The sequence below is a fragment of the Streptomyces roseirectus genome (assembly GCF_014489635.1).
GTDB classification, from domain to species: domain Bacteria; phylum Actinomycetota; class Actinomycetes; order Streptomycetales; family Streptomycetaceae; genus Streptomyces; species Streptomyces roseirectus.
On record NZ_CP060828.1, the window covers coordinates 6,444,204 to 6,467,344 of the forward strand.

At 70.3% G+C, this 23,141-nt stretch carries 20 protein-coding genes and 1 pseudogene; 9 read left to right on the forward strand and 12 right to left on the reverse strand.

Annotated features, from left to right (window positions below):
- Positions 1 to 44: 44 nt before the first annotated feature.
- Genes IAG44_RS27545 through IAG44_RS27555 form a run of 3 tightly spaced genes read right to left on the reverse strand, consistent with a single transcriptional unit; the run spans position 45 to position 2,769 of the window.
- Positions 45 to 1,355, reverse strand: a complete 1,311-nt coding sequence (locus tag IAG44_RS27545; protein ID WP_187749761.1) for a GH1 family beta-glucosidase — start codon at positions 1,353 to 1,355, stop codon at positions 45 to 47.
- 58 nt (positions 1,356 to 1,413) lie between these two features.
- Positions 1,414 to 1,680, reverse strand: a complete 267-nt coding sequence (locus tag IAG44_RS27550; protein WP_187749762.1) for a protealysin inhibitor emfourin — start codon at positions 1,678 to 1,680, stop codon at positions 1,414 to 1,416.
- A gap of 21 nt (positions 1,681 to 1,701) precedes the next feature.
- On the reverse strand, positions 1,702 to 2,769 hold the full coding sequence (locus tag IAG44_RS27555; RefSeq protein ID WP_187749763.1) for a M4 family metallopeptidase: 1,068 nt from the start codon (positions 2,767 to 2,769) through the stop codon (positions 1,702 to 1,704).
- A 320-nt stretch (positions 2,770 to 3,089) separates the two neighbouring features.
- Between IAG44_RS27555 and leuA the strand changes: the two genes are divergently transcribed.
- The gene (gene leuA / locus IAG44_RS27560) at positions 3,090 to 4,811 is read left to right on the forward strand and encodes a 2-isopropylmalate synthase (protein ID WP_187749764.1); all 1,722 of its coding nucleotides are present in this window, start codon (positions 3,090 to 3,092) and stop codon (positions 4,809 to 4,811) included.
- A gap of 181 nt (positions 4,812 to 4,992) precedes the next feature.
- Complete coding sequence (locus IAG44_RS27565; RefSeq protein ID WP_187749765.1) at positions 4,993 to 5,688, forward strand: TerB family tellurite resistance protein; 696 nt, start codon at positions 4,993 to 4,995, stop codon at positions 5,686 to 5,688.
- 38 nt (positions 5,689 to 5,726) lie between these two features.
- Here IAG44_RS27565 and IAG44_RS27570 read toward each other — a convergent pair whose 3' ends face one another.
- Both IAG44_RS27570 and IAG44_RS27575 read right to left on the reverse strand, forming a co-directional pair.
- Entirely contained in the window at positions 5,727 to 6,473 is a 747-nt protein-coding gene (locus IAG44_RS27570; RefSeq protein WP_246564503.1) for a hypothetical protein, read from the reverse strand.
- 751 nt (positions 6,474 to 7,224) lie between these two features.
- Positions 7,225 to 7,734 (reverse strand): annotated as a pseudogene (locus IAG44_RS27575) (SigE family RNA polymerase sigma factor); the annotation flags it as partial.
- A 71-nt stretch (positions 7,735 to 7,805) separates the two neighbouring features.
- Between IAG44_RS27575 and IAG44_RS27580 the strand changes: the two are divergent.
- Complete coding sequence (locus tag IAG44_RS27580; RefSeq protein ID WP_187749767.1) at positions 7,806 to 8,234, forward strand: protein-tyrosine phosphatase family protein; 429 nt, start codon at positions 7,806 to 7,808, stop codon at positions 8,232 to 8,234.
- A gap of 283 nt (positions 8,235 to 8,517) precedes the next feature.
- On the opposite strand, the gene IAG44_RS27585 is transcribed toward IAG44_RS27580, so the two are convergent.
- Positions 8,518 to 9,759 (reverse strand): MFS transporter, encoded by a 1,242-nt coding sequence (locus IAG44_RS27585; protein WP_187749768.1) that lies wholly within the window; start codon positions 9,757 to 9,759, stop codon positions 8,518 to 8,520.
- Here IAG44_RS27585 and recO point away from each other — a divergent pair.
- The 3 genes from recO to IAG44_RS27600 are packed head-to-tail and all read left to right on the forward strand — an operon-like array spanning position 9,758 to position 12,845.
- The gene (gene recO, locus IAG44_RS27590; protein WP_187749769.1) at positions 9,758 to 10,507 is read left to right on the forward strand and encodes a DNA repair protein RecO; all 750 of its coding nucleotides are present in this window, start codon (positions 9,758 to 9,760) and stop codon (positions 10,505 to 10,507) included. The two genes, IAG44_RS27585 and recO, sit on opposite strands and share 2 nt — an antisense overlap.
- Before the next feature lie 59 nt (positions 10,508 to 10,566).
- Positions 10,567 to 11,445, forward strand: coding sequence for an isoprenyl transferase (locus IAG44_RS27595; RefSeq protein WP_187749770.1), 879 nt, complete (start codon positions 10,567 to 10,569; stop codon positions 11,443 to 11,445).
- 59 nt (positions 11,446 to 11,504) lie between these two features.
- Positions 11,505 to 12,845: a histidine-type phosphatase gene (locus tag IAG44_RS27600; protein WP_187749771.1), complete on the forward strand. Its 1,341-nt coding sequence runs from the start codon at positions 11,505 to 11,507 to the stop codon at positions 12,843 to 12,845.
- On the opposite strand, the gene IAG44_RS27605 is transcribed toward IAG44_RS27600, so the two are convergent.
- The 4 genes from IAG44_RS27605 to IAG44_RS27620 form a co-directional block, all read right to left on the reverse strand.
- Positions 12,842 to 13,252 carry a Fur family transcriptional regulator gene (locus tag IAG44_RS27605; protein WP_187749772.1) on the reverse strand — a complete coding sequence of 137 codons (411 nt, stop codon included), beginning with the start codon at positions 13,250 to 13,252 and terminating at the stop codon, positions 12,842 to 12,844. The two genes, IAG44_RS27600 and IAG44_RS27605, sit on opposite strands and share 4 nt — an antisense overlap.
- 61 nt (positions 13,253 to 13,313) lie before the next feature.
- Positions 13,314 to 14,210, reverse strand: coding sequence for a metal ABC transporter permease (locus tag IAG44_RS27610; protein WP_187749773.1), 897 nt, complete (start codon positions 14,208 to 14,210; stop codon positions 13,314 to 13,316).
- A gap of 1 nt (position 14,211) precedes the next feature.
- Positions 14,212 to 14,967, reverse strand: a complete 756-nt coding sequence (locus tag IAG44_RS27615) for a metal ABC transporter ATP-binding protein (protein ID WP_187749774.1) — start codon at positions 14,965 to 14,967, stop codon at positions 14,212 to 14,214.
- Positions 14,968 to 14,991: 24 nt separating this feature from the next.
- Positions 14,992 to 15,951, reverse strand: coding sequence for a metal ABC transporter substrate-binding protein (locus tag IAG44_RS27620; protein ID WP_187749775.1), 960 nt, complete (start codon positions 15,949 to 15,951; stop codon positions 14,992 to 14,994).
- Positions 15,952 to 16,159: 208 nt separating this feature from the next.
- Here IAG44_RS27620 and IAG44_RS27625 point away from each other — a divergent pair, with 208 nt between their 5' ends.
- On the forward strand, positions 16,160 to 17,542 hold the full coding sequence (locus IAG44_RS27625) for a glycine--tRNA ligase (RefSeq protein WP_187749776.1): 1,383 nt from the start codon (positions 16,160 to 16,162) through the stop codon (positions 17,540 to 17,542).
- 318 nt (positions 17,543 to 17,860) lie between these two features.
- Here the strand turns inward: IAG44_RS27625 and IAG44_RS27630 are convergent, their stop codons facing one another.
- A complete protein-coding gene (locus tag IAG44_RS27630) occupies positions 17,861 to 19,306 on the reverse strand; it encodes an MFS transporter (RefSeq protein ID WP_187749777.1) in 1,446 nt (481 codons plus the stop codon).
- Between the two features lie 106 nt (positions 19,307 to 19,412).
- On the opposite strand from IAG44_RS27630, the gene dusB reads away from it, so the two are divergent.
- A complete protein-coding gene (gene dusB / locus IAG44_RS27635; protein ID WP_187749778.1) occupies positions 19,413 to 20,555 on the forward strand; it encodes a tRNA dihydrouridine synthase DusB in 1,143 nt (380 codons plus the stop codon).
- A 46-nt stretch (positions 20,556 to 20,601) separates the two neighbouring features.
- Positions 20,602 to 21,129 (forward strand): hypothetical protein, encoded by a 528-nt coding sequence (locus IAG44_RS27640; protein ID WP_187749779.1) that lies wholly within the window; start codon positions 20,602 to 20,604, stop codon positions 21,127 to 21,129.
- 4 nt (positions 21,130 to 21,133) lie between these two features.
- On the opposite strand, the gene IAG44_RS27645 is transcribed toward IAG44_RS27640, so the two are convergent.
- Positions 21,134 to 23,080: an LTA synthase family protein gene (locus IAG44_RS27645; protein WP_187749780.1), complete on the reverse strand. Its 1,947-nt coding sequence runs from the start codon at positions 23,078 to 23,080 to the stop codon at positions 21,134 to 21,136.
- Positions 23,081 to 23,141: the final 61 nt, after the last annotated feature.

Below are 23,141 nucleotides of genomic sequence, written 5' to 3' on the forward strand. Positions count from 1 at the left end.
ACGGCCACCATAGCGCGATATGGCGACCCTGTGCGCGGCGTTCCTCAGCGCTGCCCCCGTAGTACCTCCCGGTACCACCCGTACGACGCCTTCGGGGTTCGCTTCTGGGTCTCGTAGTCCACGTGGACCAGGCCGAAGCGGCGGGCGTAGCCCTCGGCCCATTCGAAGTTGTCGAGGAGGGACCAGATGAAGTAGCCGCGTACGTCGACGCCGGCTTCCATCGCCTGGTGGAGGGCTTGGAGGTGGGTGGTGTGGTAGGCGATGCGGGACTGGTCGTCCAGGCCCTCGTAGGAGCAGCCGTTCTCGGTGATGACGATCGGGGGGAGGCGGGTGGTGTAGCGGGAGTTGAACGTCGTGAGGAGTTCGGTCAGGGCCTCGGGGACCACCGGCCAGCCGAAGTCGGTGGTGGGGACGTTCTCGATCTGGCGGACGGAGAACGGGAGTTCGGCGGGCATGGTGACGCCGCCGAAGTTGATCTCCTCGCCCTGGGGGGCGCCCACGCGGGTGGGGGCGTAGTAGTTGACGCCGTACCAGTCGAGGGGTTCGGAGATCACCTTGAGGTCCGCCGCCACGTCGCCCGGCATCAACTCGCCCAGCCCGTCGGGGTATTCACCCAGCAGGACGGGTTCGGCGAAGAGTCGGTTGAGGAGCGTGTCGTAGAAGGCCGCCGCCTCGATGTCCGGCTGCTCCTGGGACGAAGGCCAGGTCGGGCCATGGGAGTTGGTGAGGGCGACGTCGGTGGCACCGGCCGCGCGCAGGGCCTGGACGGTGAGCCCGTGGGCGAGGAGGAGATGGTGGGCCACGGGCAGCGCGTCGAAGAGGAGTTGCCGGCCCGGGGCGTGCGTGCCGAGCGCGTGGCCGAGCAGCGTGTGTTCCGCGGGCTCGTTGATGGTGATCCACTTCGACACGCGGTCACCGAGCCGCGCGGCGACACCGGCGGCGTACTCCGCGAGCCGGGACGCCGTGTCGCGCTCCAGCCAGTCGAGCCCGACGGGCAGGTCCCAGTGGAACAGCGTGGGCACCGGCTGGACACCGGCCGCGAGGAGTTCGTCCACCAGCCGGTCGTAGAAGTCCAGCCCGCCCGGCGACTCGACGCGCGGCCACGAGACGGAGAACCGGTACGCGTCGACGCCGAGCCCGGCGAGCAGGGCGACGTCCTCCCGGTAGCGGTGGAAGTGATCGCAGGCGACCTCGGCCGTCGAGCCGTCCTTCACCTTGCCGGGCTCCCCGGAGAACGCGTCCCACACGGACGGCCCGCGCCCGGCCGCCCCCTCGATCTGGTGCGCCGAAGTCGACACACCCCAGAGGAAGTCGCCGGGGAACTGGGGAATCGGATGACCCGCGTCAATCGCCATGCGCGGATCATCCGTACCGGCGGGTAGCGAAGTCAACGCCCTTACGGCAACCCGCTGTTCAGGCCCCTTCCTTCAACACCCAGGAGATCAGCCTGCGTTGCTCGTCGGTGAGCCGGGGATCCGCCGCGTACACGGTCTTCCCGTCCACCGTGATCTGGTAGCTGAACCCGTCCGGGACACCGACCGGCCGTACCGTGCGCGCCCCCGCGACCGCGACTTCCGCGAGGGCCTGCCATTCGGCCGCGTCGGGGCGGCCGGTGGTGTCGATGGAGGCGTGCCGCTCGATGCCCGCGAACCCGCCTGTGCGCCGTACCTGAATACGCATGGGTCCTGTCTAGTACAGAACTCAGGCGGTGGGCACCCCGACCTTCTGCCACGCCTCCAGGACGGCCTTCTCGACCTCGCCCTCGCCGTAGCGGGCCTTGGCCGCCGCGACCGTGAGCCCGGCGAAGGCCACGAAGTCGGCGTCGGTCGCCAGCTCGCCGCCGGTCAGGACGTCGTACCAGACCTGCCCGGCCTTCTCCCACGCGTTGCCGCCGAGCGCGGTGGCGAGGAAGTAGAACGCCCGGTTGGGGATGCCGGAGTTGATGTGGACGCCGCCGTTGTCGCGGCTGGTGCGGACGTAGTCGTCCATGTGGCCGGGCTGCGGGTCCTTGCCGAGGACGTCGTCGTCGTACGCGGTGCCCGGGTCCTTCATCGAGCGCAGGGCCTCGCCCCGGTCGATGGCGGGGCCGAGGAGCCCGGCGCCGATGAGCCAGTCGGCCTGGTCGGCGGTCTGCCCGAGGGCGTACTGCTTGATGAGGGCGCCGAAGACGTCGGACACCGACTCGTTGAGCGCCCCGGACTGCCCGTAGTACTCCAGGTTGGCGGTGTACTGGGTGACGCCGTGGGCCAGCTCGTGCCCGATGACGTCGACGGGGATGGTGAAGTCGAGGAACAGCTCCCCGTCGCCGTCCCCGAACACCATCTGCTGGCCGTCCCAGAACGCGTTGTCGTAGTCGCGGTCGTAGTGGACGGTCGCGTCCAGCGGGAGTCCGCTGCCGTCGATGGAGTCACGGCCGTAGACGTTGAGGAAGAGGTCGAACGTCGCGCCGAGCCCGGCGTGCGCGCGGTTGACGGTGGCGTCCTTGGAGGGGCCGTCGTCCTCGCTGTGGACCTTGCGGCCGGGCAGGTTCGTGCCGTGCCCGGCGTCGTAGATGGTGCGGTTCGGCTTGCCGGACGGCGCGGTGGGCGCGGCGGCGGCCAGGCCGCGCAGGGCGTTGACGCGGCGGCGGGTGCGCTGGGCGGAGTCGTGCTCCAGGGTGCGCGCGACCCGCTCGGCGATGGCCGAGTCCTCGTGGCGGGCCACGTGGTCCAGGACGTGCGGCGGGATGATCGTGCAGAAGACGGGCTCGAAGCCCCCGTGGTGAGTCATGTCGGGCACCTTGGCACTGAGTCATGCCTGTGTCACTACCCGCAACCATGATTGGTGAAATACCCCCACATAGGGACGCGGTCCGCGACGCTGTGTGGTACGGCGCACGTTTCGCCCCTTTCGTCCCACCGGTCCCGCATACTGGGACGGAGCCGCGCCCCACCAGTGCCTCCGCTAGAGTGCGGAGCACTATGCGTTTCGGGCTGCTTCTCCTTAGCTGCCGCGGCGAGGGCCTGTAGAAAAGGCCGACCCCCTCCCCGCGGAGCTTTGGCGTTGCGTGTCGGCCGGTCATCCGGACACCTTGAGGAGCCTGAAGCCCCATGGCGAACCGCCAGCAGCCCAGCCAGATGCCGATCCACAAGTACGGGCAGTACGAGCAGGTCGACATCGCCGACCGCACCTGGCCGAACAACCGGATCACCACCGCCCCCCGCTGGCTCTCCACCGACCTGCGTGACGGCAACCAGGCCCTGATCGACCCGATGTCGCCCGAGCGCAAGCGCCGGATGTTCGACCAGCTGGTCAAGATGGGCTACAAGGAGATCGAGGTCGGCTTCCCGGCCTCCGGACAGACCGACTTCGACTTCGTGCGCTCGATCATCGAGGAAGAGGGCGCGATCCCGGACGACGTCACGATCTCCGTACTGACCCAGGCCCGTGAGGACCTGATCGAGCGGACCGTCGAGTCCCTGAAGGGCGCCAGGCGCGCCACCGTCCACCTCTACAACGCGACCGCCCCCGTCTTCCGCCGCGTCGTCTTCCGGGGCTCCAAGGACGACATCAAGCAGATCGCCGTCGACGGCACCCGCCTGGTCATGGAGTACGCCGACAAACTGCTGGGCCCCGAGACCGAGTTCGGGTACCAGTACTCGCCGGAGATCTTCACCGACACCGAGCTGGACTTCGCGCTGGAGGTCTGCGAGGCGGTGATGGACGTCTGGCAGCCCGGACCGGGCCGCGAGATCATCCTCAACCTGCCCGCCACCGTCGAGCGTTCGACCCCGTCCACGCACGCGGACCGCTTCGAGTGGATGCACCGCAACCTCTCCCGCCGCGAGCACGTCGTCCTGTCCGTCCACCCCCACAACGACCGGGGGACGGCCGTGGCGGCGGCCGAACTGGCGCTGATGGCCGGCGCCGACCGCATCGAGGGCTGCCTGTTCGGGCAGGGCGAGCGCACCGGCAACGTCGACCTGGTCACCCTGGGCATGAACCTCTTCTCCCAGGGCGTCGACCCGCAGATCGACTTCTCCGACATCGACGAGGTCCGCCGCGTGTGGGAGTACTGCAATCAGATGGAGGTCCACGCGCGCCACCCGTACGTGGGCGACCTGGTCTACACGTCCTTCTCCGGCTCCCACCAGGACGCCATCAAGAAGGGCTTCGACGCGATGGAGGCCGACGCCGCCGCGAAGGGCGTCACCGTCGACGACATCGAGTGGGCCGTGCCGTACCTGCCCATCGACCCCAAGGACGTCGGCCGCTCCTACGAGGCCGTCATCCGCGTCAACTCGCAGTCCGGCAAGGGCGGTATCGCCTACGTCCTGAAGAACGACCACAAGCTGGACCTGCCGCGCCGGATGCAGATCGAGTTCTCGAAGCTGATCCAGGCGAAGACCGACGCCGAGGGCGGCGAGGTCACCGGCTCCGCCATCTGGTCCGTCTTCCGCGACGAGTACCTGCCCAACCCCGAGAACCCCTGGGGGCGGATGCAGCTCAAGGCGGGGCAGTCGACGACCGACAAGGACGGCGTCGACACGCTGACCGTCGAGGCAGAGGTGGACGGCGTCGAGACGACGCTGGTCGGCAGCGGCAACGGTCCGATCTCGGCCTTCTTCCACGCGCTCCAGGGCATCGGCATCGACGTACGCCTGCTGGACTACCAGGAGCACACCATGAGCGAGGGCGCGTCCGCGCAGGCCGCCTCCTACATCGAGTGCGCCGTCGGCGACAAGGTCCTGTGGGGCATCGGCATCGACGCGAACACGACCCGCGCCTCCCTGAAGGCCGTCATCTCCGCCGTCAACCGCGCGACGCGCTAGCTCACCCGGCCGTGTAAGGGCCCCCGACCGCCGTACCTGGCGGTCGGGGGCCCGTCGTATATCGGCCATTCCAGGGTGCAGATCACGAGGAGGTCTCGTCGGAGGTGCTGACTGCACCTCATCGATGTGGCTAACATCACGCAGACGTGGCGATGTTGCCACGTGGTTACGGAGGTGCGACGTGCTGCCAGGACCGGGACGAGACCGCCGATCCACCGGGGTTGCCCGCATCCTGGGCATCCGGACCGCGTGGACACCCGTAGGGGACGGGGAGTTCTTCTGCCCCGGCTGCGGGGGCGACCGCAACTACCAGCGCCTCACGGGCCGCCGCCGGTTCACGTGTCTGGGGGTACCCGTACTACCCAGGGGGGACGCCGGACCCGTCGTCGAGTGCGCGGCCTGCCGACGGCACTTCGCCACGGACGTCCTCGACCATCCGACGACCACCCGCTTCTCCGCGATGCTCCGCGACGCCGTGCACACGGTCGCCCTCGCGGTGCTGTCCGCCGGGGGGACCTCGTCCCGGACGGCGCTGGACACGGCCACGGCCGCCGTGCGCGCCGCCGGGTTCCAGGACTGTACGGGAGAGCAGCTGGTGGCCCTCGTGGAGGCCGTCGCGGCGGACACCGGGCGGGCCTACGGGACGCCCTGCGGGCCCGGACTCGCGATAGAGCTGCACGAGGCGCTGGACCCGCTGGCGCCGCACCTCGCCGCCGTCGGGCGGGAGTCGATCCTCCTCCAGGGCGCGCGGATCGCCCTCGCGGACGGGCCCTACACACCGGCCGAACGGGAGACGCTGGCGACCGTGGGGACGGCGCTGATGATCCAGGCGGAGGATGTGACGCGGCTGCTGGCGGCCGCTCGGACGCCGTCGTGAGGGGTATTACGGGTACTACGGGTACTACGGGTGACGTGTCAGGGCAGGGTGCTCTGGTACGTCTCGTCCTCGTTCGAGTCGTAGACCAGGGTCCCTCTTGAGTCGTAGCCCTTGAGGTGGGGGGCCCGGGTCGTCTGGCGGAGCAGGGTGCCGGTCGCCACGTACCAGCCGTGGTCCAGCGTCGCCTCGACGGGGGCGGAGCCGCCGTACTCGGCCGTCACCCGGGTGACGCCGGGGGTGAGTGTGCCGATGACGCCCCAGCGGAACGGGAGTTTCCAGCGGCCCCGGTCCAGGAACGACTGCTGGTAGAGGCGGCCGGCGTTGGGGTCGGGGGTCAGCGGGTGGGACGTCTCCTCGGGGCCGCCGCTGCTCGCGTTGACGCCCCGGGCCTCGCCGTCGCGGAGTGTGCAGATCAGGCGGGCCGGGCGGGGGGCGTCCCGGACGGCGACCACGAAGACGCCGTCGCCGGGGACGTTGGAGTCGCCGGTGCTCCGCATCGCCAGGAGGATGCGGTACTCGGCGGGGGAGCCCAGGCCCTCGTCGCCGGGCGGGCCTGCGCCCTGGCGGTCGAACGCGATGCACTTGCGCAGGCCGTCGGCGGCCTCGGTGAAGGTGATGCCGTCCAGGAGCTGGGCGTCGGTCGCGGGGCGTGCGGGGGTGTCGGCGGGGGTGGGGCTTGGTGTTCGGCTTGGGCTGGTGTTGTTGGTTGGTTCCACCACTGCGGTGTCGATGCCTTGGCGGGCCTTCACGAGGAACAGGCCCACCGGGGCTGCGCTCAATGCCACCAGTACGGCTCCGGCTACCGCCAGGCGTCGCCTTCGCTCGGCCCGGCCGCGTCGTCTGATCGCCGGGTACGGGATTTGGGGGGGCTGGATGGCGTAGGCGTTCTCCGCGAGCAATTCCCTTACCCAGTCCTCGGTTTCGGTGTCCCCGAGGTGTGCGTTCGGGCCCGTGTGGCCGTTCTGCTCACCACGCATGGTGGGGTCCTTTCTGGATCGCGGGGGTGAGGGGGGAACGGGGGGTGAGGGGGCTGAGGGGGGACTGGGAGGAGGAAGGGGTCGGGGGAGTTGAGGTGGGTGAGGGGTGGGCGGGGTTGTGGTGGTCAAAAGCGTGGGCAATTGCCGGGGGAGGGGGAGGGGGAGGGGGAGGTGGGGGAGCGGACGGCGTCTCCGGACCGCCGGCGCGGGCCGCAAGGTGAGTTGGTGGTGTGCCGGTGTGGGTGGGGTGGGTGGTGGCGTGTGTTGGTGGCTTGGTGGTGTTGGTGAGGTGGGGCGCAACGGGCGTTGGTGGTGTGGCGGTGTTGGTGGGGCAGGGCGGAGCGGGTGTGGGCTCGGGCGGACGTCGTGTCCCCGGCTTCCCCTCGCCCCCGTCCCCGTTCACCGAAACCGGCGTCTCCGTAGTGGAGTTCGCCGTCCCGACACCGGCCAGGGCCCTCGCCCCGAGGTCCCGTCCGGCCTCGCCGCCCACCTCGGCTCCCGCCCCGTCCCCCGCCTCGGCTCCCCCAGACCCGGACGCCCGGGCGGGCCCACCCCCGTGGGACCCACCCCGGGGCGTCCGGGTCAGCTCTGGATGTGTGCGCAGCTTTGCGAGGCCCTTGGATGCCTGGCTCTTGACGGTTCCGATCGAGCAGCCCAGTACCTCGGCGACCTCGGCCTCGGACAGGTCCTCCCAGTAGCGCAGGACGACCACCGCCCGCTGGCGGGGCGGGAGTTCGGCGAGCGCGGAGAGGAGTGCGCCGCGTTCGTCGATGTGGTGGTGGGGGTCGGCGGTGGACGGCGTGTCCGGCGGCGCGGACGTCAGCGCCTCCCGTACCCGGCGCTTGCGGAAGCGGTCGCTGTTGCAGGTGACGAGCATGCGCCGGACGTACGCCTCGGGGCTGTCCGAGCGGGAGACGCGGCGCCAGGAGCGGTACGCCTTGGCGAGGGCGGTCTGCGTGAGGTCTTCCGCGTGGTGCGCGTCCCCCGTCAGCAGGTACGCCGTTCGCACCAGCCGCGACCACCGCGCCCGGACGAACTCCTGGAACTGCTCTTCCAGCTCGTCACGCATCAGGTACCCCTCCTCGCCCTCCAGACCGCGAACGGCGTGAATTCGGTTGCCCCGGTGAGCAGAATGGTCGGATGGAGACCTGGGAGAGGACCGAACCCGGCGTGCTGGAGCTGCCGTCGGGACGCCGGATACGCGGACGAGGCTTGCGCGACCCCGCGCCTGAGACGCCGCCCGCGTACGGCGTCTACCTCCTCGGCAGCCCGCCCCCGGCCTTCGGCTGGCCCTCCCGCTGGCTCCACTGGCCCGACTTCCGCCTCCCGAAGGACAGGCGGGACGCCCGCGACGCCCTCACGGAGGCATGGCACCGGTCCACGGAGGAACGCGTCGAACTGGCCTGCGGCGGCGGCCGGGGCCGCACCGGCACCGCCCTCGCCTGCCTCGCCGTCCTCGACGGCGTCCCCCCGTCCGAGGCCGTCGCCTACGTACGCCGCCACTACCACCGCCGGGCCGTGGAAACCCCCTGGCAGGCGAGGTACGTGCGCCGGTTCGGCGACACGTAGCGCGCGCCGCGACACGTAGCGCGCCGCTCACCGGCGAGGAGCTGCCCTCTACGCCGCCGCCCACTGCTAAGAGCCGCCCCTGCACCACCGCCCACCGGTGGCGTCCCGACCAGTGGTGTAGCCGCTCGGCCGTCGCGGCTTCGCAGGTCGTGGCCGAGTTCCCCCCATCGGCGAGGAGCCGCCCCCGACTCCGCCAAGCCCCTACGCCGCCCCCCCCACCGGCGAAGAGCCCCCCTGCACCACCACCCATCGGCGAGGAGCCGCCCCCGCCCCCGCCAATCCCCTACGCCGCCTCCACGAACCTCCTCCCCCGCCGCACCCCCCTCAACAGCAACGGACTCGCCAGCAAGATCACCCCCGCCACCCCCAGTGCCGTCCGAGTCCCGGCCACCCCCGCGACCACTCCCCAGAACGCGGTGAGCCCGGCGATGCCCGCCTTCGTGCTCACCGACCAGGCCGACAGCACCCGGGTCACCCGGTCCGCCGGGGTCCACTCCAGCCGGACCGTCGCCAGCACCGTGTTGTACGCCCCGGCGCAGGTGATCAGGCCCAGCTCGACCAGTATGATGAGGACGAGCCCGGACGGCCCGGCGTGCACGAAGGCGAGGCCCACCGGCCAGCAGGCCCGCAGTGTGCCGAACCACAGCAGCAGCCGGCGCCGCCCGAAGCGGGGGACGAGGCGCCGGGCGAGCCGGGAGCCGACCAGACCCCCGATGCACGGCACGGCGAACGCCATCGCGTACTGCCAGGGCGGGAACCCCAGCTCGCCGAGCATGAGGACGGCCAGCAGCGGCGCCCCGGCCATGATCAGCCCGTTGACGAGCGCCGCGTTGAGGAGGAGGGCCCGCAGGACGGGGTGGGCGAGGACGTACCGCCAGCCCTCCACCAGCTCACCCCAGCCCGGCGCGGGCGCCTTCGCGGGCTGCGGCTCCCGCCCCCTGACCCGGGCCAGCCCCAGCGCCGAGAGCAGGAAACTCACGGCGTTCCCGACGACCGTGACGACCGGCCCGACGACCCCGATCGCGGCGCCGCCGAGCGGCGGACCCAGCATCGTCGCCGTCCACATCGTCGACTCGAAGCGCGCGTTGGCCGTCAGCAACTGGTCCTTGGGGACGAGCCACTTGAGGTAGGCGCCGCTCGCGGAGGTGAACGTGATGTCGGCGGCGGCCACGATCACGGAGACGACCAGCAGCTGGCCGAGCCCGAGCACCCCGAACGCGTACGCGAGCGGCACGCTCAGCAGCGCCGCGCACCGCACGAGGTCCGTCGCCACCATCACGGGCCGCTTGCGCCGGAACTCCACCCACGGCCCCAGCGGCACCGCCGCCAGCGCCCCCACGGCGGGCCCGACGGCCGCGAGCGCGGAGACCTGCGCGGGCCCCGCGTCCAGCACCAGCACCGCGATCATCGGAAACGCGTCGAACGCCAGCCACGTCCCGAACACACTGACCGCGTACGCCCCCCACAGCCACCGGAAGTCCCGACCCGTCAACGCCCCTGCCTTCCGATGCGAGAATGAACCCATGAGCCTGTTCCGCGACGACGGCATCGTCCTGCGCACCCAGAAGCTGGGTGAAGCGGACAGGATCATCACTCTGCTCACACGCGGCCATGGCAGGGTACGTGCCGTCGCGCGCGGCGTGCGGCGGACGAAGTCGAAGTTCGGGGCACGCCTCGAACCGTTCTCGCACGTCGATGTGCAGTTCTTCACCCGGGGGAGCGAACTGGTCGGCCGGGGGCTCCCGTTGTGTACGCAGAGTGAGACGATCGCGCCGTACGGTGGCGGCATCGTGAGCGACTACGCGCGGTACACCGCCGGGACGGCCATGCTGGAGACGGCCGAACGGTTCACGGACCACGAGGGGGAGCCGGCGGTGCAGCAGTACCTGCTGCTGGTGGGCGCGCTCAGGACGCTCGCGCGCGGCGAACACGCCCCCCACCTCGTCCTGGACGCGTTCCTGCTGCGCTCCCTCGCCGTCAACGGCTACGCCCCCAGCTTCGGCGACTGCGCCAAGTGCGGACTGCCCGGCCCCAACCGCTTCTTCTCCGTCGCCTCCGGCGGCTCCATCTGCGTCGACTGCCGCGTCCCCGGCAGCGTCGTACCCTCGCCGCAGACCCTGGTCCTCCTGGGCGCGCTGCTCACGGGAGACTGGGAGACGGCGGACGGCGCGGAGGGGCGGCACGTCCGCGAGGGCAGCGGACTGGTGTCCGCGTACCTGCACTGGCACCTGGAGCGCGGGCTGCGCTCGCTCAGGTACGTCGAGAAAAGCTAGCGGTACCCCGAGAAGAGCCAGCGGTACCCAGAGAAGAGCTAGAGGGAGACGAGAAGGACATGGTCGTACGCGGGATCCTGGGGCGTCAGCGGCGCGAGTACCGGACGCCGGAGCCGCACCCCTCCGGCGCGCGCCCCCCGAAACTCCCCGGCGAGCTGGTGCCGAACCACGTGGCGATCGTCATGGACGGCAACGGCCGCTGGGCCAAGGAGCGCGGGCTGCCCCGCACGGAGGGCCACAAGGTCGGCGCCGAGCAGGTCCTCGACGTCCTCCAGGGCGCCGTCGAGATGGGCGTGGGCAGCATCTCGCTGTACGCCTTCTCCACCGAGAACTGGAAGCGCTCGCCCGACGAGGTCCGCTTCCTCATGAACTTCAACCGCGACTTCATCCGCAAGAGCCGTGACCAGCTCGACGCGCTCGGCATCCGCGTGCGCTGGGTGGGCCGGATGCCCAAGCTGTGGAAGTCCGTCGCGCAGGAGCTCCAGATCGCCCAGGAGCAGACGAAGGACAACGACAGGCTGACCCTCTACTTCTGCATGAACTACGGCGGCCGCGCCGAGATCGCCGACGCGGCGAAGGCCCTCGCCGAGGACGTGAAGGCGGGCCGGCTCGACCCGTCCAAGGTCAGCGAGAAGACCCTCGCGAAGTACCTGTACTACCCGGACATGCCGGACGTCGACCTCTTCCTGCGGCCCAGCGGCGAGCAGCGCACCTCCAACTACCTGATCTGGCAGAGCGCTTACGCCGAGATGGTCTTCCAGGACGTCCTGTGGCCCGACTTCGACCGCCGTGACCTGTGGCGCGCCTGCGTCGAGTTCGCCTCCCGCGACCGGCGCTTCGGCGGGGCGGTCCCGAACGAGAAGCTGCTGGAGATGGAGGCGGCGATGAAGGGCCGTCCCGCCGAATCCGCCGAGCCCACCGACTCGGCCACTTCGTAGCCACCCGGACTTCACCCGACCGGTGGACGGGGGTCACGGACTTCACGGACGATCCGCCCATGAAGTCCGTAACCCCTTCCGTCGCGGCCCTGTGCGCCCTGCTGGCCGTCGCCGCCCCCGCCGCCCACGCGGACGGCCGGCAGCCCGCGCACATCGACAGCTACGGCACCAAGGCGCCCTATGCGCCGGAGCAGAACCCGGCCTCCTACTCCAAGGCCCCCGCCGGGTTCGTCCCCGTCTTCACCGAGAACGTCTCCCGCCACGGCTCCCGCGCCGCCTCCGACAGCGAGGACGGCGACCTGGTCCTCGGGCTGTGGAACCGGGCGTCCGCCGCTGGCCAACTCACCCGCAAGGGCGAGGAGTTCGGGCCCAAGGTGCGGGCGCTGCTCGCCGCGATGGACAAGGTCGGGTACGGCAACCTCAGCGGCCGGGGCCGCGCGGAGATGCGCGCCACCGCCGACCGCATGGCCGCCCGCGTCCCCTCCCTGTTCGCCGCCGTCGCCGCCAAGGGCGAGAAGATCGACGTCGTCAGCTCCGGGCAGGGCCGCGCGGTCGACAGCGCGAACGAGTACGCCGGTGAACTCGCCGTGAAGGACCCGGCGTTGAAGCCGCTCATCGGCGTGACCCGCACCGACAAGGACCTCCTGTACTTCCACAAGTCGGCCGGCGGCAAGGCGTACCAGGGGTACCTGGCGAACGACCAGCGCCTCGCGGCGACGCTGAAGTCCATCACCGACCAGCCGAGGACCCAGCGGGCCGCGAACAGCGTCCTGCGGAAGATCTTCAAGCAGAGCTTCATCGACGGCATGCAGGCCGAGGATCGGGTCGCCGCCGCCGAAGCCGTCTACAACCTCTACGCCATCGCCCCCGCGATGATCCAGGAAAGCCCCGGCGGAAAGGGCTGGGGGCTCGACCGCTTCATCTCCCGCACCGACGCCGCCTGGTTCGGATATCTCGGGGACGCCGAGGACTTCTACGAGAAGGGCCCCGGTTTCGCGGACTCCGACATCACCTACAAAATGGCCGGCGTGCTCCTGGACGACTTCTTCAAGCAGGTGGAGGCCAAGAAGTCCGGCACCTCCTCCCTGGGCGCCGAACTCCGTTTCACCCACGCCGAGGAGATCATCCCCCTGGCCGCCCTGATGGGCCTGCCGGGCAGCACGAAACCGGCGACTCCGGGCGAAACCTACACCTACGCCAACAACCCCTGGCGCGGCGCCGCCGTGTCCCCCCTGGGCGCCAACATCCAGTGGGACGTATACCAGAAGGGCACCCGCTATCTCGTCCGGATGCTCTACAACGAGAAAGAGGTGCCCTTCAAAGCGGAATGCGAGCCGGTCGCGAAGAACAGCACGTTCTACGACTTCACGGAATTGCGGCGCTGCTTCAAGCGGGGCTAATTCGTGGCGCAGTCCGCACAGGTGCCGAAGATCTCCACCGTGTGCGCGACATTGACGTACCCGTGTTCCGCCGCGATCGCCTCGGCCCACTTCTCCACCGCCGGGCCCTCCACCTCGACCGCCTTGCCGCAGACGCGGCAGACGAGGTGGTGATGGTGGTCGCCGGTGGAGCAGCGGCGGTACACCGACTCGCCGTCGGACGTGCGCAGGACGTCCACCTCACCGGCGTCCGCGAGGGTCTGGAGCGTGCGGTAGACGGTCGTGAGGCCCACCGAGTCGCCCTTGTGCTTGAGCATGTCGTGGAGTTCCTGGGCGCTGCGGAACTCGTCGACTTCGTCGAGCGCCGCAGCCACCGCGGCACGCTGCCGGGTGGAGCGACCCTTCACGGGCGGTCCAGCGGTCGTCACCGGTTGCCTCCAAACGTCTGAACACCTGCCGGGCCATTGTGCCAGCCCGGTAGGTGCCCGGTCAGACGCCGACTCCGTCGTCCGTCTTGCGGACGGCCGGAACAGCGCACTCCGCGGGGTCCCCGGCGGGGTGTTCGTGTGCGCGGGCGCGGCGCCTGGCGAGGGGTGCCGAGAGCGCCGTCAGCGCGATGAACGCGCCGATGGTCAGCAGCACGATCGTCGCGCCGGGCGGCACGTCCTGGTAGTACGAGGTGACCGTCCCGCCGATGGTGACGCTCACCCCGATCGCGACGGCGATGACGAACGTCGCCGCGAAACTCCGGCTGAGCTGCTGGGCCGCGGCCACGGGGACCACCATCAGCGCGCTGACCAGCAGCAGCCCGACGACCCGCATGGCGACGGTGACGGTGACGGCCGCCGTCACCGCGGTGAGCAGGTTCAACGCCCGCACCGGCAGCCCCGTGACCCGCGCGAACTCCTCGTCCTGGCTGACCGCGAAGAGCTGCCGGCGCAGCCCCAGCGTGACGAGGACGACGAACGCGGCGAGGACGCAGATCGCGGTCACGTCGGACTGCGAGACGGTCGACAGCGAACCGAACAGGTACGACGTCAGGTTGGCGTTGGAGCCCGCCGGTGCGAGGTTGATGAACATCACACCGCCCGCCATGCCGCCGTAGAAGAGCATCGCCAGCGCGATGTCGCCGCGCGTCTTGCCGTACCAGCGGATCAACTCCATGAGGACCGCGCCGAGCACGGACACCAGCGTCGCCATCCACACCGGCGACCAGGACAGCAGGAAGCCGAGACCGACGCCGGTCATCGCGACATGGCCGATTCCGTCCCCCATGAGGGCCTGGCGGCGCTGGACGAGGTAGATGCCGACGGCGGGGGCGGTGATGCCGACGAGGACGGCGGCGATCAGGGCCCGCTGCATGAAGGCGTAGTCGAGGAAGTCCATGTCAGCTCAGCAGTCCCGTGTGCAGCGGCTCGTGGGGGTGGACGTGGTCGTGACCGGGCAGGGCATGCTGGCCGACCGCCTGCGGGGGCGGGCCGTCGTGCAGGACGCAGCCGTCGCGCAGGACGACGGCCCGGTCGATCAGCGGCTCCAGGGGGCCGAGTTCGTGCAGGACGAGCAGGACCGTCGTCCCCGCCGCTACCTGGTCCTTGAGGGTCCGGGCCAGCACTTCCTGGCTCGCCAGGTCGACGCCCGCCATCGGCTCGTCCATGATCAGCAGCTCGGGCTCGGAGGCGAGGGCGCGGGCGATGAGGACGCGCTGGTGCTGGCCGCCCGACAACGCGTCCACGTTGTCCTTGGAACGATCGGCCATGCCGACGAGTTCCAGGGCCCGCCGCACGGCCGCGTGGTCGGCCTTGCGCAGCACGCCGAAGCGGGCGCGGGAGAGGCGGCCGGAGGAGACGACCTCGGTGACCGTCGCCGGGACGCCCCCGGCGGCGGTGGTGCGCTGCGGGACGTAGCCGACGCGTGACCAGTCGCGGAACCGCTTGCGGGGCGTGCCGAACAGCTCGATCTCCCCGTCACTGAGCGGTACCTGGCCGATCACGCTGCGGATCGCCGTCGACTTGCCGGAGCCGTTGGCGCCGAGCAGCGCGACGACCTCACCGCGCCGCACGGTGAGGTCGATCCCGCGGAGGACGGGCCGCGAGCCCAGCTCGGCGCGGACGCCGCGCAGGGATATGACGGGCTCGGTGCTCATGCCGTCCTCCAAGTCACTTCGGGCTCACTTTGTTCCCAGGGCGGTCTGGAGCGCCTTGAGGTTGGCTTCCTGGACCGTGAAGTAGTCCGTGCCGCGGGACTTCTCGGTGATGCCCTCGATCGGGTCGAGGACGTCCGTCTTCAGCTTCGCGTCCGAGGCGATGGTCTTCGCGGTCTTGTCGCTGACCAGCGTCTCGTAGAACACGGTCGTGACGCCGTCGGCCTTGGCCATCTTCTCAAGGTCCTTCACGCGCGCGGCGCTGGGCTCCGACTCGGGGTCGAGGCCGTTGATGGCCTCCTCGGTCAGGCCGTAGCGCTCGGCGAGGTAGCCGAAGGCGGCGTGGGTGGTGATGAAGACCTTCGTCTTCGTGTTCGCGAGGCCCGCCTTGAACTTGGCGTCGAGCGCGTTCAACTTGGTGACCAGCGCCGCGGTGTTCTTCTTGTAGTCGGCCGCGTGGTCCGGGTCGGTCTTCTCCAGGGCGCTGCCGACGCCCTGCGCGACCTGCGCGTAGCGGACCGGGTCGAGCCAGATGTGCGGGTCCAGGCCCTCGAGTTCGTCGTTGTGCTCGTGGTCGGCCTCGGCCGCGTGGCCGCCGACCTCGTTGCCGTGCTTCTCCAGCGAGGTGAGGGAGGCGGCGTCGATCTTCGTCTTGACGGACGACTGCTTGACGGCCGCGTCGACCGACGGCTGGAGGTTCTTCAGGTAGACGATCGCGTCGGCCTTCTCCAGGCTCGCCGTCTGCTTGGCGCTGATCTCCAGGTCGTGCGGCTCCTGGCCGGGCTCGGTCAGGCTGGTCACGCTGACGTGGGCGCCGCCGATCTGCTCGGCGAGGAAGGCCATCGGGTAGAACGACGCGACGACGTCCAGCTTGCCGTCGCCCTTGTCCGCGGCGGCGCTGTCGGAGGAGCAGCCGGTGAGGGCGGCCAGGGAGAGGGCGCCCGCCGCCGCGAGAGCGGTGCCCGATATGAGTCGTCGTACGTTCATGAAAGCCATTTTCAACAAATATGGAAACCGTTGTCAACAAGCGTTCGGAAAGGCCAGGTGACGGGTTCGATTTGTAGGTGGGGGAGTCTGCGCCGGTACCCTGAGGGTTCGCTCCGAAGCGGCGCTCTGAAGCAGGTCCCTTGGCTTCACGCGCGAGCGTTTTCGCTTCGTCGTCCGTCGTCGTTACCGTCGTTATGAAGAGAGCACCGTGGCCGCCGACAAGATCGACACCATCGTCAGCCTGAGCAAGCGCCGTGGCTTCGTTTTCCCCTGCAGCGAGATCTACGGCGGCCAGCGCGCCGCCTGGGACTACGGCCCCCTCGGTGTCGAGCTCAAGGAGAACCTGAAGCGCCAGTGGTGGCGTTACATGGTGACGTCGCGCGAGGACGTGGTCGGTCTCGACTCGTCCGTCATCCTGGCCCCCGAGGTCTGGGTCGCCTCCGGCCACGTCGCCACCTTCTCCGACCCGCTGACCGAGTGCGTCTCCTGCCACAAGCGCTACCGCGCCGACCACCTGGAAGAGGCGTACGAGGCCAAGCACGGCCGCCTGCCCGAGAACGGCATGGCCGACATCAACTGCCCCAACTGCGGCAACAAGGGCCAGTTCACCGAGCCCAAGCAGTTCTCCGGCCTGCTCTCCACGCACCTCGGCCCGACCCAGGACACCGGCTCCGTCGCCTACCTGCGGCCCGAGACCGCGCAGGGCATCTTCACCAACTTCGCGCTGGTGCAGACCGCTTCGCGCAAGAAGCCGCCGTTCGGCATCGCGCAGATGGGCAAGTCCTTCCGCAACGAGATCACGCCCGGCAACTTCATCTTCCGCACCCGCGAGTTCGAGCAGATGGAGATGGAGTTCTTCGTCAAGCCGGGCGAGGACGAGAAGTGGCAGGAGTACTGGATGCAGGAGCGCTGGAACTGGTACACCGGCCTCGGCATGCGCGAGGAGAACATGCGGTGGTACGAGCACCCCAAGGAGAAGCTCTCCCACTACTCCAAGCGCACCGCGGACATCGAGTACCGCTTCCAGTTCGGCGGCAACGAGTGGGGTGAGCTGGAGGGCGTCGCCAACCGCACGGACTACGACCTCACCGCGCACTCCAAGGCGTCCGGCCAGGACCTCCACTACTTCGACCAGGAGGCCGGCGAGCGCTACACCCCGTACGTCATCGAGCCCGCCGCCGGTGTCGGCCGCTCCCTGCTGGCGTTCCTGCTCGACGCGTACGTCGAGGACGAGGCGCCCAACGCCAAGGGCAAGCTGGAGAAGCGCACGGTCCTGCGCCTCGACCACCGCCTCGCCCCCGTGAAGGTCGCGGTCCTGCCGCTGTCCCGCAACGCCGAGCTGTCCCCCAAGGCCAAGGGCCTCGCCCAGGCCCTGCGCCAGCACTGGAACATCGAGTTCGACGACGCCGGCGCCATCGGCCGCCGCTACCGCCGCCAGGACGAGATCGGCACGCCGTACTGCGTCACCGTCGACTTCGACACCCTCGACGACAACGCGGTCACCGTCCGCGAGCGTGACTCCATGAAGCAGGAGCGGGTGTCGCTGGACCAGATCGAGGGCTACCTCGCGAGCCGGTTGATCGGCTGCTGACGCTCCGCACCGCACCGTACGCCGGGTCCCTGTCGGTCGGGGGCCCGGCGTCACTGTGTGTGGTGGGACGGGGTGGACGGGGCCTGTCGACGGGAAGGGCGGTCAGGTTGCCGGCCGGCCCGCACGGTCGCCGTCGCCGTCGCCGTGCCGTCGGTGAGCAGCTTGCCCACGGCCGCCTGTTCCACGCGGCCGTGGGCAGACGCGAGGCGCCCCAGGCGGTACAAGTGGGCGCCGAGGCGCCATGTCGGCGGGGGCGGACGCCGGTGCCTCTGCTTCCACCGGATCCGCACTCATCCGCGCACCGTCACCCCCCCATGCTCACCCCACGCCCGCCCCCACCCCTCGGACCTCCGGTGCCCGCAGGCGTTCGGCGGTTCGCTCCGCCGTCTTCCGGGCCCAGCGGCCGCTGGTGACGGTGCCCAGGATGAGGACGGCGAGGCCGCAGGTGACGATGATCCACCAGCCGGGGGTGGCGGCGGAGGAGAAGGTGGCGCGGTAGGCGGTGGGGGTGATGCCGGCCGCGAGGACGGCGCCGACGACCGCGACGCCCAGGGTCTGGCCGAGTTGGCGGCTCGTGGAGGCGACGGCCGCGGCGACGCCCGCCTGGGCGCGGGGCATGCCGGAGACGGCCGTGTTGGTGATGGGCGCGTTGACGAAGCCGAAGCCGATGCCGAAGAGGAGGTAGCCGAGGAAACGGCCGGCGGCCGAGGTCTCGGCGTGGAAGGCGGCGAAGAGGAGGGCCCCGGAGGTCATGGCGACCCCGGCGATGAGGAGGGGGACGCGGGGACCGCGACTGCCGACGAGCCGCCCGGAGATCGGCGCGCACAGGAACGTCGGCACCGCCATCGGCAGCATCCACAGCCCCGCGTGGAGCGCGCTGAGCCCCTGGACGTTCTGGAGGTACAGCGTCGACAGGAACAGGAACCCGGCGAGCGCGGCGAACGCGCTGATGGCGATCACGGTCGCCCCGCTGAACGGCGCGGACCGGAAGAACCGCAGGTCGATGAGGGGATCGGCGCGCCGGGGCTCGTACCACAGCAGCCCGGCGAGCGCGGCGGCGGCGAGGACGGCGAACGGCACGCTGGTCCCGGCCCCCGACACCGGCGCCTCGATGATCGCGTAGGTGAGCGCCCCGAACAGCACGATCACCAGCGCCTGCCCGACGGGGTCCGGCCGCCGCGCCCGCTCCGCCCGCGACTCGGGCACGAACCGCAGCGTCAGCAGCACCGCCGCGAGCCCCACGGGGAGGTTCAGCCAGAAGATCGCCCGCCATCCCACCGAGTCGACGAGCAGCCCGCCGACCAGCGGCCCGGCGGCCATGGATATCCCGACGACCGCGCCCCACACACCGATCGCCCGCGCCCGCTCACGCGCGTCGGTGAACGTGTTGGTGATGATCGACATGGCGACGGGGTTGAGCATCGACCCGCCCACGGCCTGGATCATCCGCGCCACGATGAGCAGGTCGAGGCTCGGCGCGAGGGAGCAGAGCAGGGAGCCGAGCGAGAAGACCACGAGCCCGGTCATGAACACCTTGCGCCGCCCGATCCGGTCGGCGGTCGACCCCGCGAGCATCAGCAGCGACGCGAGGACGAGCGTGTACGCGTCGATCGTCCACTGGAGCCCCGCCGTACTCGCGTCCAGATCGCGCTGCATCGCGGGCAGGGCCACGTTCAGCACAGTGTTGTCCAGGCTCACGATCAGCAGGCTCATACAGCAGATCGCGAGCACGAGCAGTCGACGGCGATGGCTCAGCTCCGGCATGCCCACCACTGTACGCCCGAATCGATAGTGCGTCTAACTAATGACCGATACAAGATCCCGCGCTTCACCCGTTCGGCCCACTCGTCGCATGCGCGACAATGGGGGAATGTCCACGACCGCCGCGCCCCTCCAGATCGGCCCGCACACCGTCCAGCCGCCCGTCGTCCTGGCGCCCATGGCCGGTATCACCAACGCGCCCTTCCGCACCCTCTGCCGAGAGTTCAGCGGCGGAAAGGGCCTGTTCGTGAGCGAGATGATCACTACGCGCGCACTGGTCGAGCGCAACGAGAAGACCATGCAGCTCATCCGCTTCGACGCGACCGAGACGCCCCGCTCGATCCAGCTCTACGGCGTCGACCCGGCGACCGTCGGCAAGGCCGTCCGCATGATCGCGGACGAGGACCTGGCCGACCACATCGACCTGAACTTCGGCTGCCCCGTCCCGAAGGTCACCCGCAAGGGCGGCGGCTCGGCCCTCCCCTACAAGCGCAACCTCCTGCGCGCGATCCTCCGCGAGGCCGTCTCCGGCGCCGGGGACCTGCCCGTCACCATGAAGATGCGCAAGGGCATCGACGACGACCACATCACCTACCTCGACGCCGGCCGCATCGCCGTCGAGGAGGGCGTGACGTCGATCGCCCTGCACGGCCGCACCGCCGCCCAGCACTACGGCGGCACCGCCGACTGGGACGCCATCGCCCGCCTCAAGGAACACGTCCCCGAGATCCCCGTCCTCGGCAACGGCGACATCTGGTCCGCCGAGGACGCGCTGCGGATGGTCCGCGAGACCGGCTGCGACGGCGTCGTCGTCGGCCGTGGCTGCCTGGGCCGCCCGTGGCTCTTCGCGGACCTCGTCGCCGCCTTCGAGGGCCGCCTGGACGACATCGCGCGACCGGCCCTGCGCGAGGTCGCCGACATCATGGTCCGCCACGCCGCCCTCCTCGGCGAATGGCTCGGCGACGAGTCCAAGGGCGTCATCGACTTCCGCAAGCACGTCGCCTGGTACCTCAAGGGCTTCGCCGTCGGCAGCGAGATGCGCAAGCGTCTCGCGATCACCTCCTCCCTGTCCGAACTCCGCGCGGGCCTCGACGAGTTGGACCTCGACCAGCCGTGGCCGACCGGCGCGGACGGCCCTCGCGGCCGCACCTCCGGCAACAACCGCGTCGTCCTCCCCGACGGCTGGCTCAAGGACCCCTACGACTGCGCGGGCATCAGCGAGGACGCGGAACTGGACACGTCGGGGGGCTGAACACGCGTTCTCGACACCGGCCGGGGCCGGACACACACTGGCCGGTGTGGACAGTGCGGTGTGGGTCGCGGCTCTGACCGGGGGAACGGCGGTGCTGGCGGGGTGGGTCACCACCTTGGGCAACGTCCGCGCGGCCCGGGTCCAGGCGGAGGAGTCCGCGCGAGCCCAACAGGTCGGCAGGGTGCGGGAGTTGCGCCGGGAGGCGTATCTGGAGCTGATGCGGCGCTCGCACGAGATGAGCGAGCTCTACTGGAAGGTCGGCGAGGTCCGCTACGAACCCACCGACCCCGCAAGCTTTCTGACGCGCATTCAGCAACTGCGCGTCGAGGCGCGCGAGGCGTACGACCCCCTCATGCACAGCGTGCGCGTCATCGCGTTGGAGGGGCCCGACCGGCTCGCCGAACTGGCCAAGGCCGTGCTCGCGGCGGCTGCCCTCACCAACGGTTCACTCGCGGAGGTCCACCGCAGCGGGGCCGGGGCGTTCGCGCGCTTCGACGCGGCCATGGAAGCCTACGGGCTCTCCCTGGCCGCGTTCGTGGAGGCGGCGCGTGACGCGATGAACGAGCCGTTGTGAGACGTCAGTCGCTCTTCGGGTGCGGGGTCGAGCCGTAGGCCGTGAGGAAGCGGTCGCGGAACTGGTCCATCTTCCAGACGGGGGCGTCGTGGGCGGGCTTGAGACCGTCCGTCCAGTTCCAACCGGCCACCTTCTCCAGGACCTTGGGGTCCTTGGCGACGATGGAGACGGGGACGTCGCGGTTGGCGTTGACGCCGCTGACCCTGGCGTTGGGCTGGTGGTCGCCGAGGAAGACGAGGACGGTGTCGTCGTCGGCGTAGCGCTCCATCCACTGGGTGAGCGCGGTCACCGAGTACTGGATCGACTTGCCGTACTCCGTACGGGCCTTGGTGTCGTCGTTGTAGACCTCGGAGGACTTCAGGCCCTCCTTCTGGATCTCGTGGAAGACCGAACCGTCGCCCACGTCCGCCCAGTCGACCATCTTCGGGATCGGCGCCCACGGCATGTGACTGGACGTCAGGATGATCTCGGCCATCAGCGGCTTGTCGCGCTTCTTGCCGTGCTCCAGGCGTTGGTAGGACTCCAGCGCGTACTGGTCCGGCATCGTCGACCAGCTGAACTTCGGCCCCTTGTAACCCATTTGGAAGGCGTTGTAGACCGTGTCGAGCCCGTAGTACTTCTGCTCGGGCCAGCTCTTCTGCACCCCGGGCATGATGCCGACGGTGTCCCAGGCGCCGGTCTTCTGGAACGCCTTGGTGAGAGAGAGGTGGTCGCTGGCCATCACCGTGCGGTACCGCTGCTGGTTGTCGATCCACAGCCCCGACATGGTCGTCGAGTGCCCGAACCAGCTCCCGCCGCCGTACGTCGACGACGTCAACCACCCGCTCTTGGCGTGGAATCCGAGCTTCGCCAGCGCCGCCGTGCTCTCCGTGAGCGTCTTGCCGACGCCCGGCGCGATGACCGGGTCCTCGATCGCGCTGCGGCCGTAGCTCTCGATGAACGTGAACAGCATGTCCTTGCCCCGCAGGTCCGGAACGAGCTGCGCCGGGGGCGTGTTGCCGAACCTGTCGTTCTTCGCGACCTTCGCGAACGCGGCCTCGTCCTTCAACGTCGCCTGGACCTGCCGCCGTTGGGAGTTCAGCGCGTTCGCGGCCCGGTACGAGGCGAACGGGATCCCGGCGACGTTCACCGTGAGGATCGTGCACGTGATCCACGCCGTCCCCACCAACAGCGTTCCCCGCGTGGCCCGTTGGACGTCCCGGCCGAGGATGTTCCCGATCCGGATCAGCGCCCCGACCATCCCCGCGAACAGCAGCACGACGAGGACGACCAGGCCGATCGCGAGCGCGTTCGCCGCCGTCCTCCCGGACGAGTCCGCCACGTACGACTTCGCGTCGTCCAGCAACTCCCAGTCCAGCACGGGGTTGAAGCTCCGCCCGAGGTAGTCCCGGTAGCCCATCTCCAGGCCGTTCACCACGGTCAGCGCGGCCAGTCCGATACCGCCGACGATCGCGAACACGAGCCGGGGGCGCCTGGGCAGCGCGATCAGCAGCGCGGCGGTGACGATGGCCTCGCCGGGGAGCCGCAGGAACGTGCTCAGCTTGAACGTCGAGACGGGTACGGGCAGCAGGAACGCGGCGTAGACCAGTGCCACGGACAGTACGGTTCCGGTCCACCACACGATCCGCGCGGCGACGGGGTACCGCTCACGCCAGGCCCGGAGCCGGGCGAAGCGTGTGCCGGGCGGCGTGCTCTCGGCGTCTCCTTCGACCGTCTCAGCTGCCTCAGCCGTCTTGGGTGTCTCGACCGTCTCGGCCGCCTTCTCCGCCTCGGTACTCACGGCGTCCACCGTATCCGCGCCGAGGTCGGCGGCATCCCCCGCACCCTCGGGTGGGGTCGGTTCCGGCTGTTGGCGTGAGCGTGTGGAGACAGGCACCCGAAGGTCCTTCCGTACGAAGCTGTGGCCCAGGAGGGCGGCGGACCCGGTGTGGAGGTCCGGGTCCGCCACCATTTCGTACGGGCTGCTCCCGGGGTGTGTTCAGCCGCCGGGGGCAGAAACAGGCAAACGCAGG

Excerpts from the sequence above, each read along its gene's own strand:
- IAG44_RS27545 (WP_187749761.1), bottom strand. The coding sequence starts at position 1,355 with ATGGCGATTGACGCGGGTCATCCGATTCCCCAGTTCCCCGGCGACTTC.
- IAG44_RS27550 (WP_187749762.1), bottom strand. The coding sequence starts at position 1,680 with ATGCGTATTCAGGTACGGCGCACAGGCGGGTTCGCGGGCATCGAGCGG.
- IAG44_RS27555 (WP_187749763.1), bottom strand. The coding sequence starts at position 2,769 with ATGACTCACCACGGGGGCTTCGAGCCCGTCTTCTGCACGATCATCCCG.
- leuA (WP_187749764.1), top strand. The coding sequence starts at position 3,090 with ATGGCGAACCGCCAGCAGCCCAGCCAGATGCCGATCCACAAGTACGGG.
- IAG44_RS27580 (WP_187749767.1), top strand. The coding sequence starts at position 7,806 with ATGGAGACCTGGGAGAGGACCGAACCCGGCGTGCTGGAGCTGCCGTCG.
- recO (WP_187749769.1), top strand. The coding sequence starts at position 9,758 with ATGAGCCTGTTCCGCGACGACGGCATCGTCCTGCGCACCCAGAAGCTG.
- IAG44_RS27585 (WP_187749768.1), bottom strand. The coding sequence starts at position 9,759 with ATGGGTTCATTCTCGCATCGGAAGGCAGGGGCGTTGACGGGTCGGGAC.
- IAG44_RS27595 (WP_187749770.1), top strand. The coding sequence starts at position 10,567 with ATGGTCGTACGCGGGATCCTGGGGCGTCAGCGGCGCGAGTACCGGACG.
- IAG44_RS27600 (WP_187749771.1), top strand. The coding sequence starts at position 11,505 with ATGAAGTCCGTAACCCCTTCCGTCGCGGCCCTGTGCGCCCTGCTGGCC.
- IAG44_RS27610 (WP_187749773.1), bottom strand. The coding sequence starts at position 14,210 with ATGGACTTCCTCGACTACGCCTTCATGCAGCGGGCCCTGATCGCCGCC.
- IAG44_RS27615 (WP_187749774.1), bottom strand. The coding sequence starts at position 14,967 with ATGAGCACCGAGCCCGTCATATCCCTGCGCGGCGTCCGCGCCGAGCTG.
- IAG44_RS27620 (WP_187749775.1), bottom strand. The coding sequence starts at position 15,951 with ATGAACGTACGACGACTCATATCGGGCACCGCTCTCGCGGCGGCGGGC.
- IAG44_RS27630 (WP_187749777.1), bottom strand. The coding sequence starts at position 19,306 with ATGCCGGAGCTGAGCCATCGCCGTCGACTGCTCGTGCTCGCGATCTGC.
- dusB (WP_187749778.1), top strand. The coding sequence starts at position 19,413 with ATGTCCACGACCGCCGCGCCCCTCCAGATCGGCCCGCACACCGTCCAG.
- IAG44_RS27645 (WP_187749780.1), bottom strand. The coding sequence starts at position 23,080 with ATGGTGGCGGACCCGGACCTCCACACCGGGTCCGCCGCCCTCCTGGGC.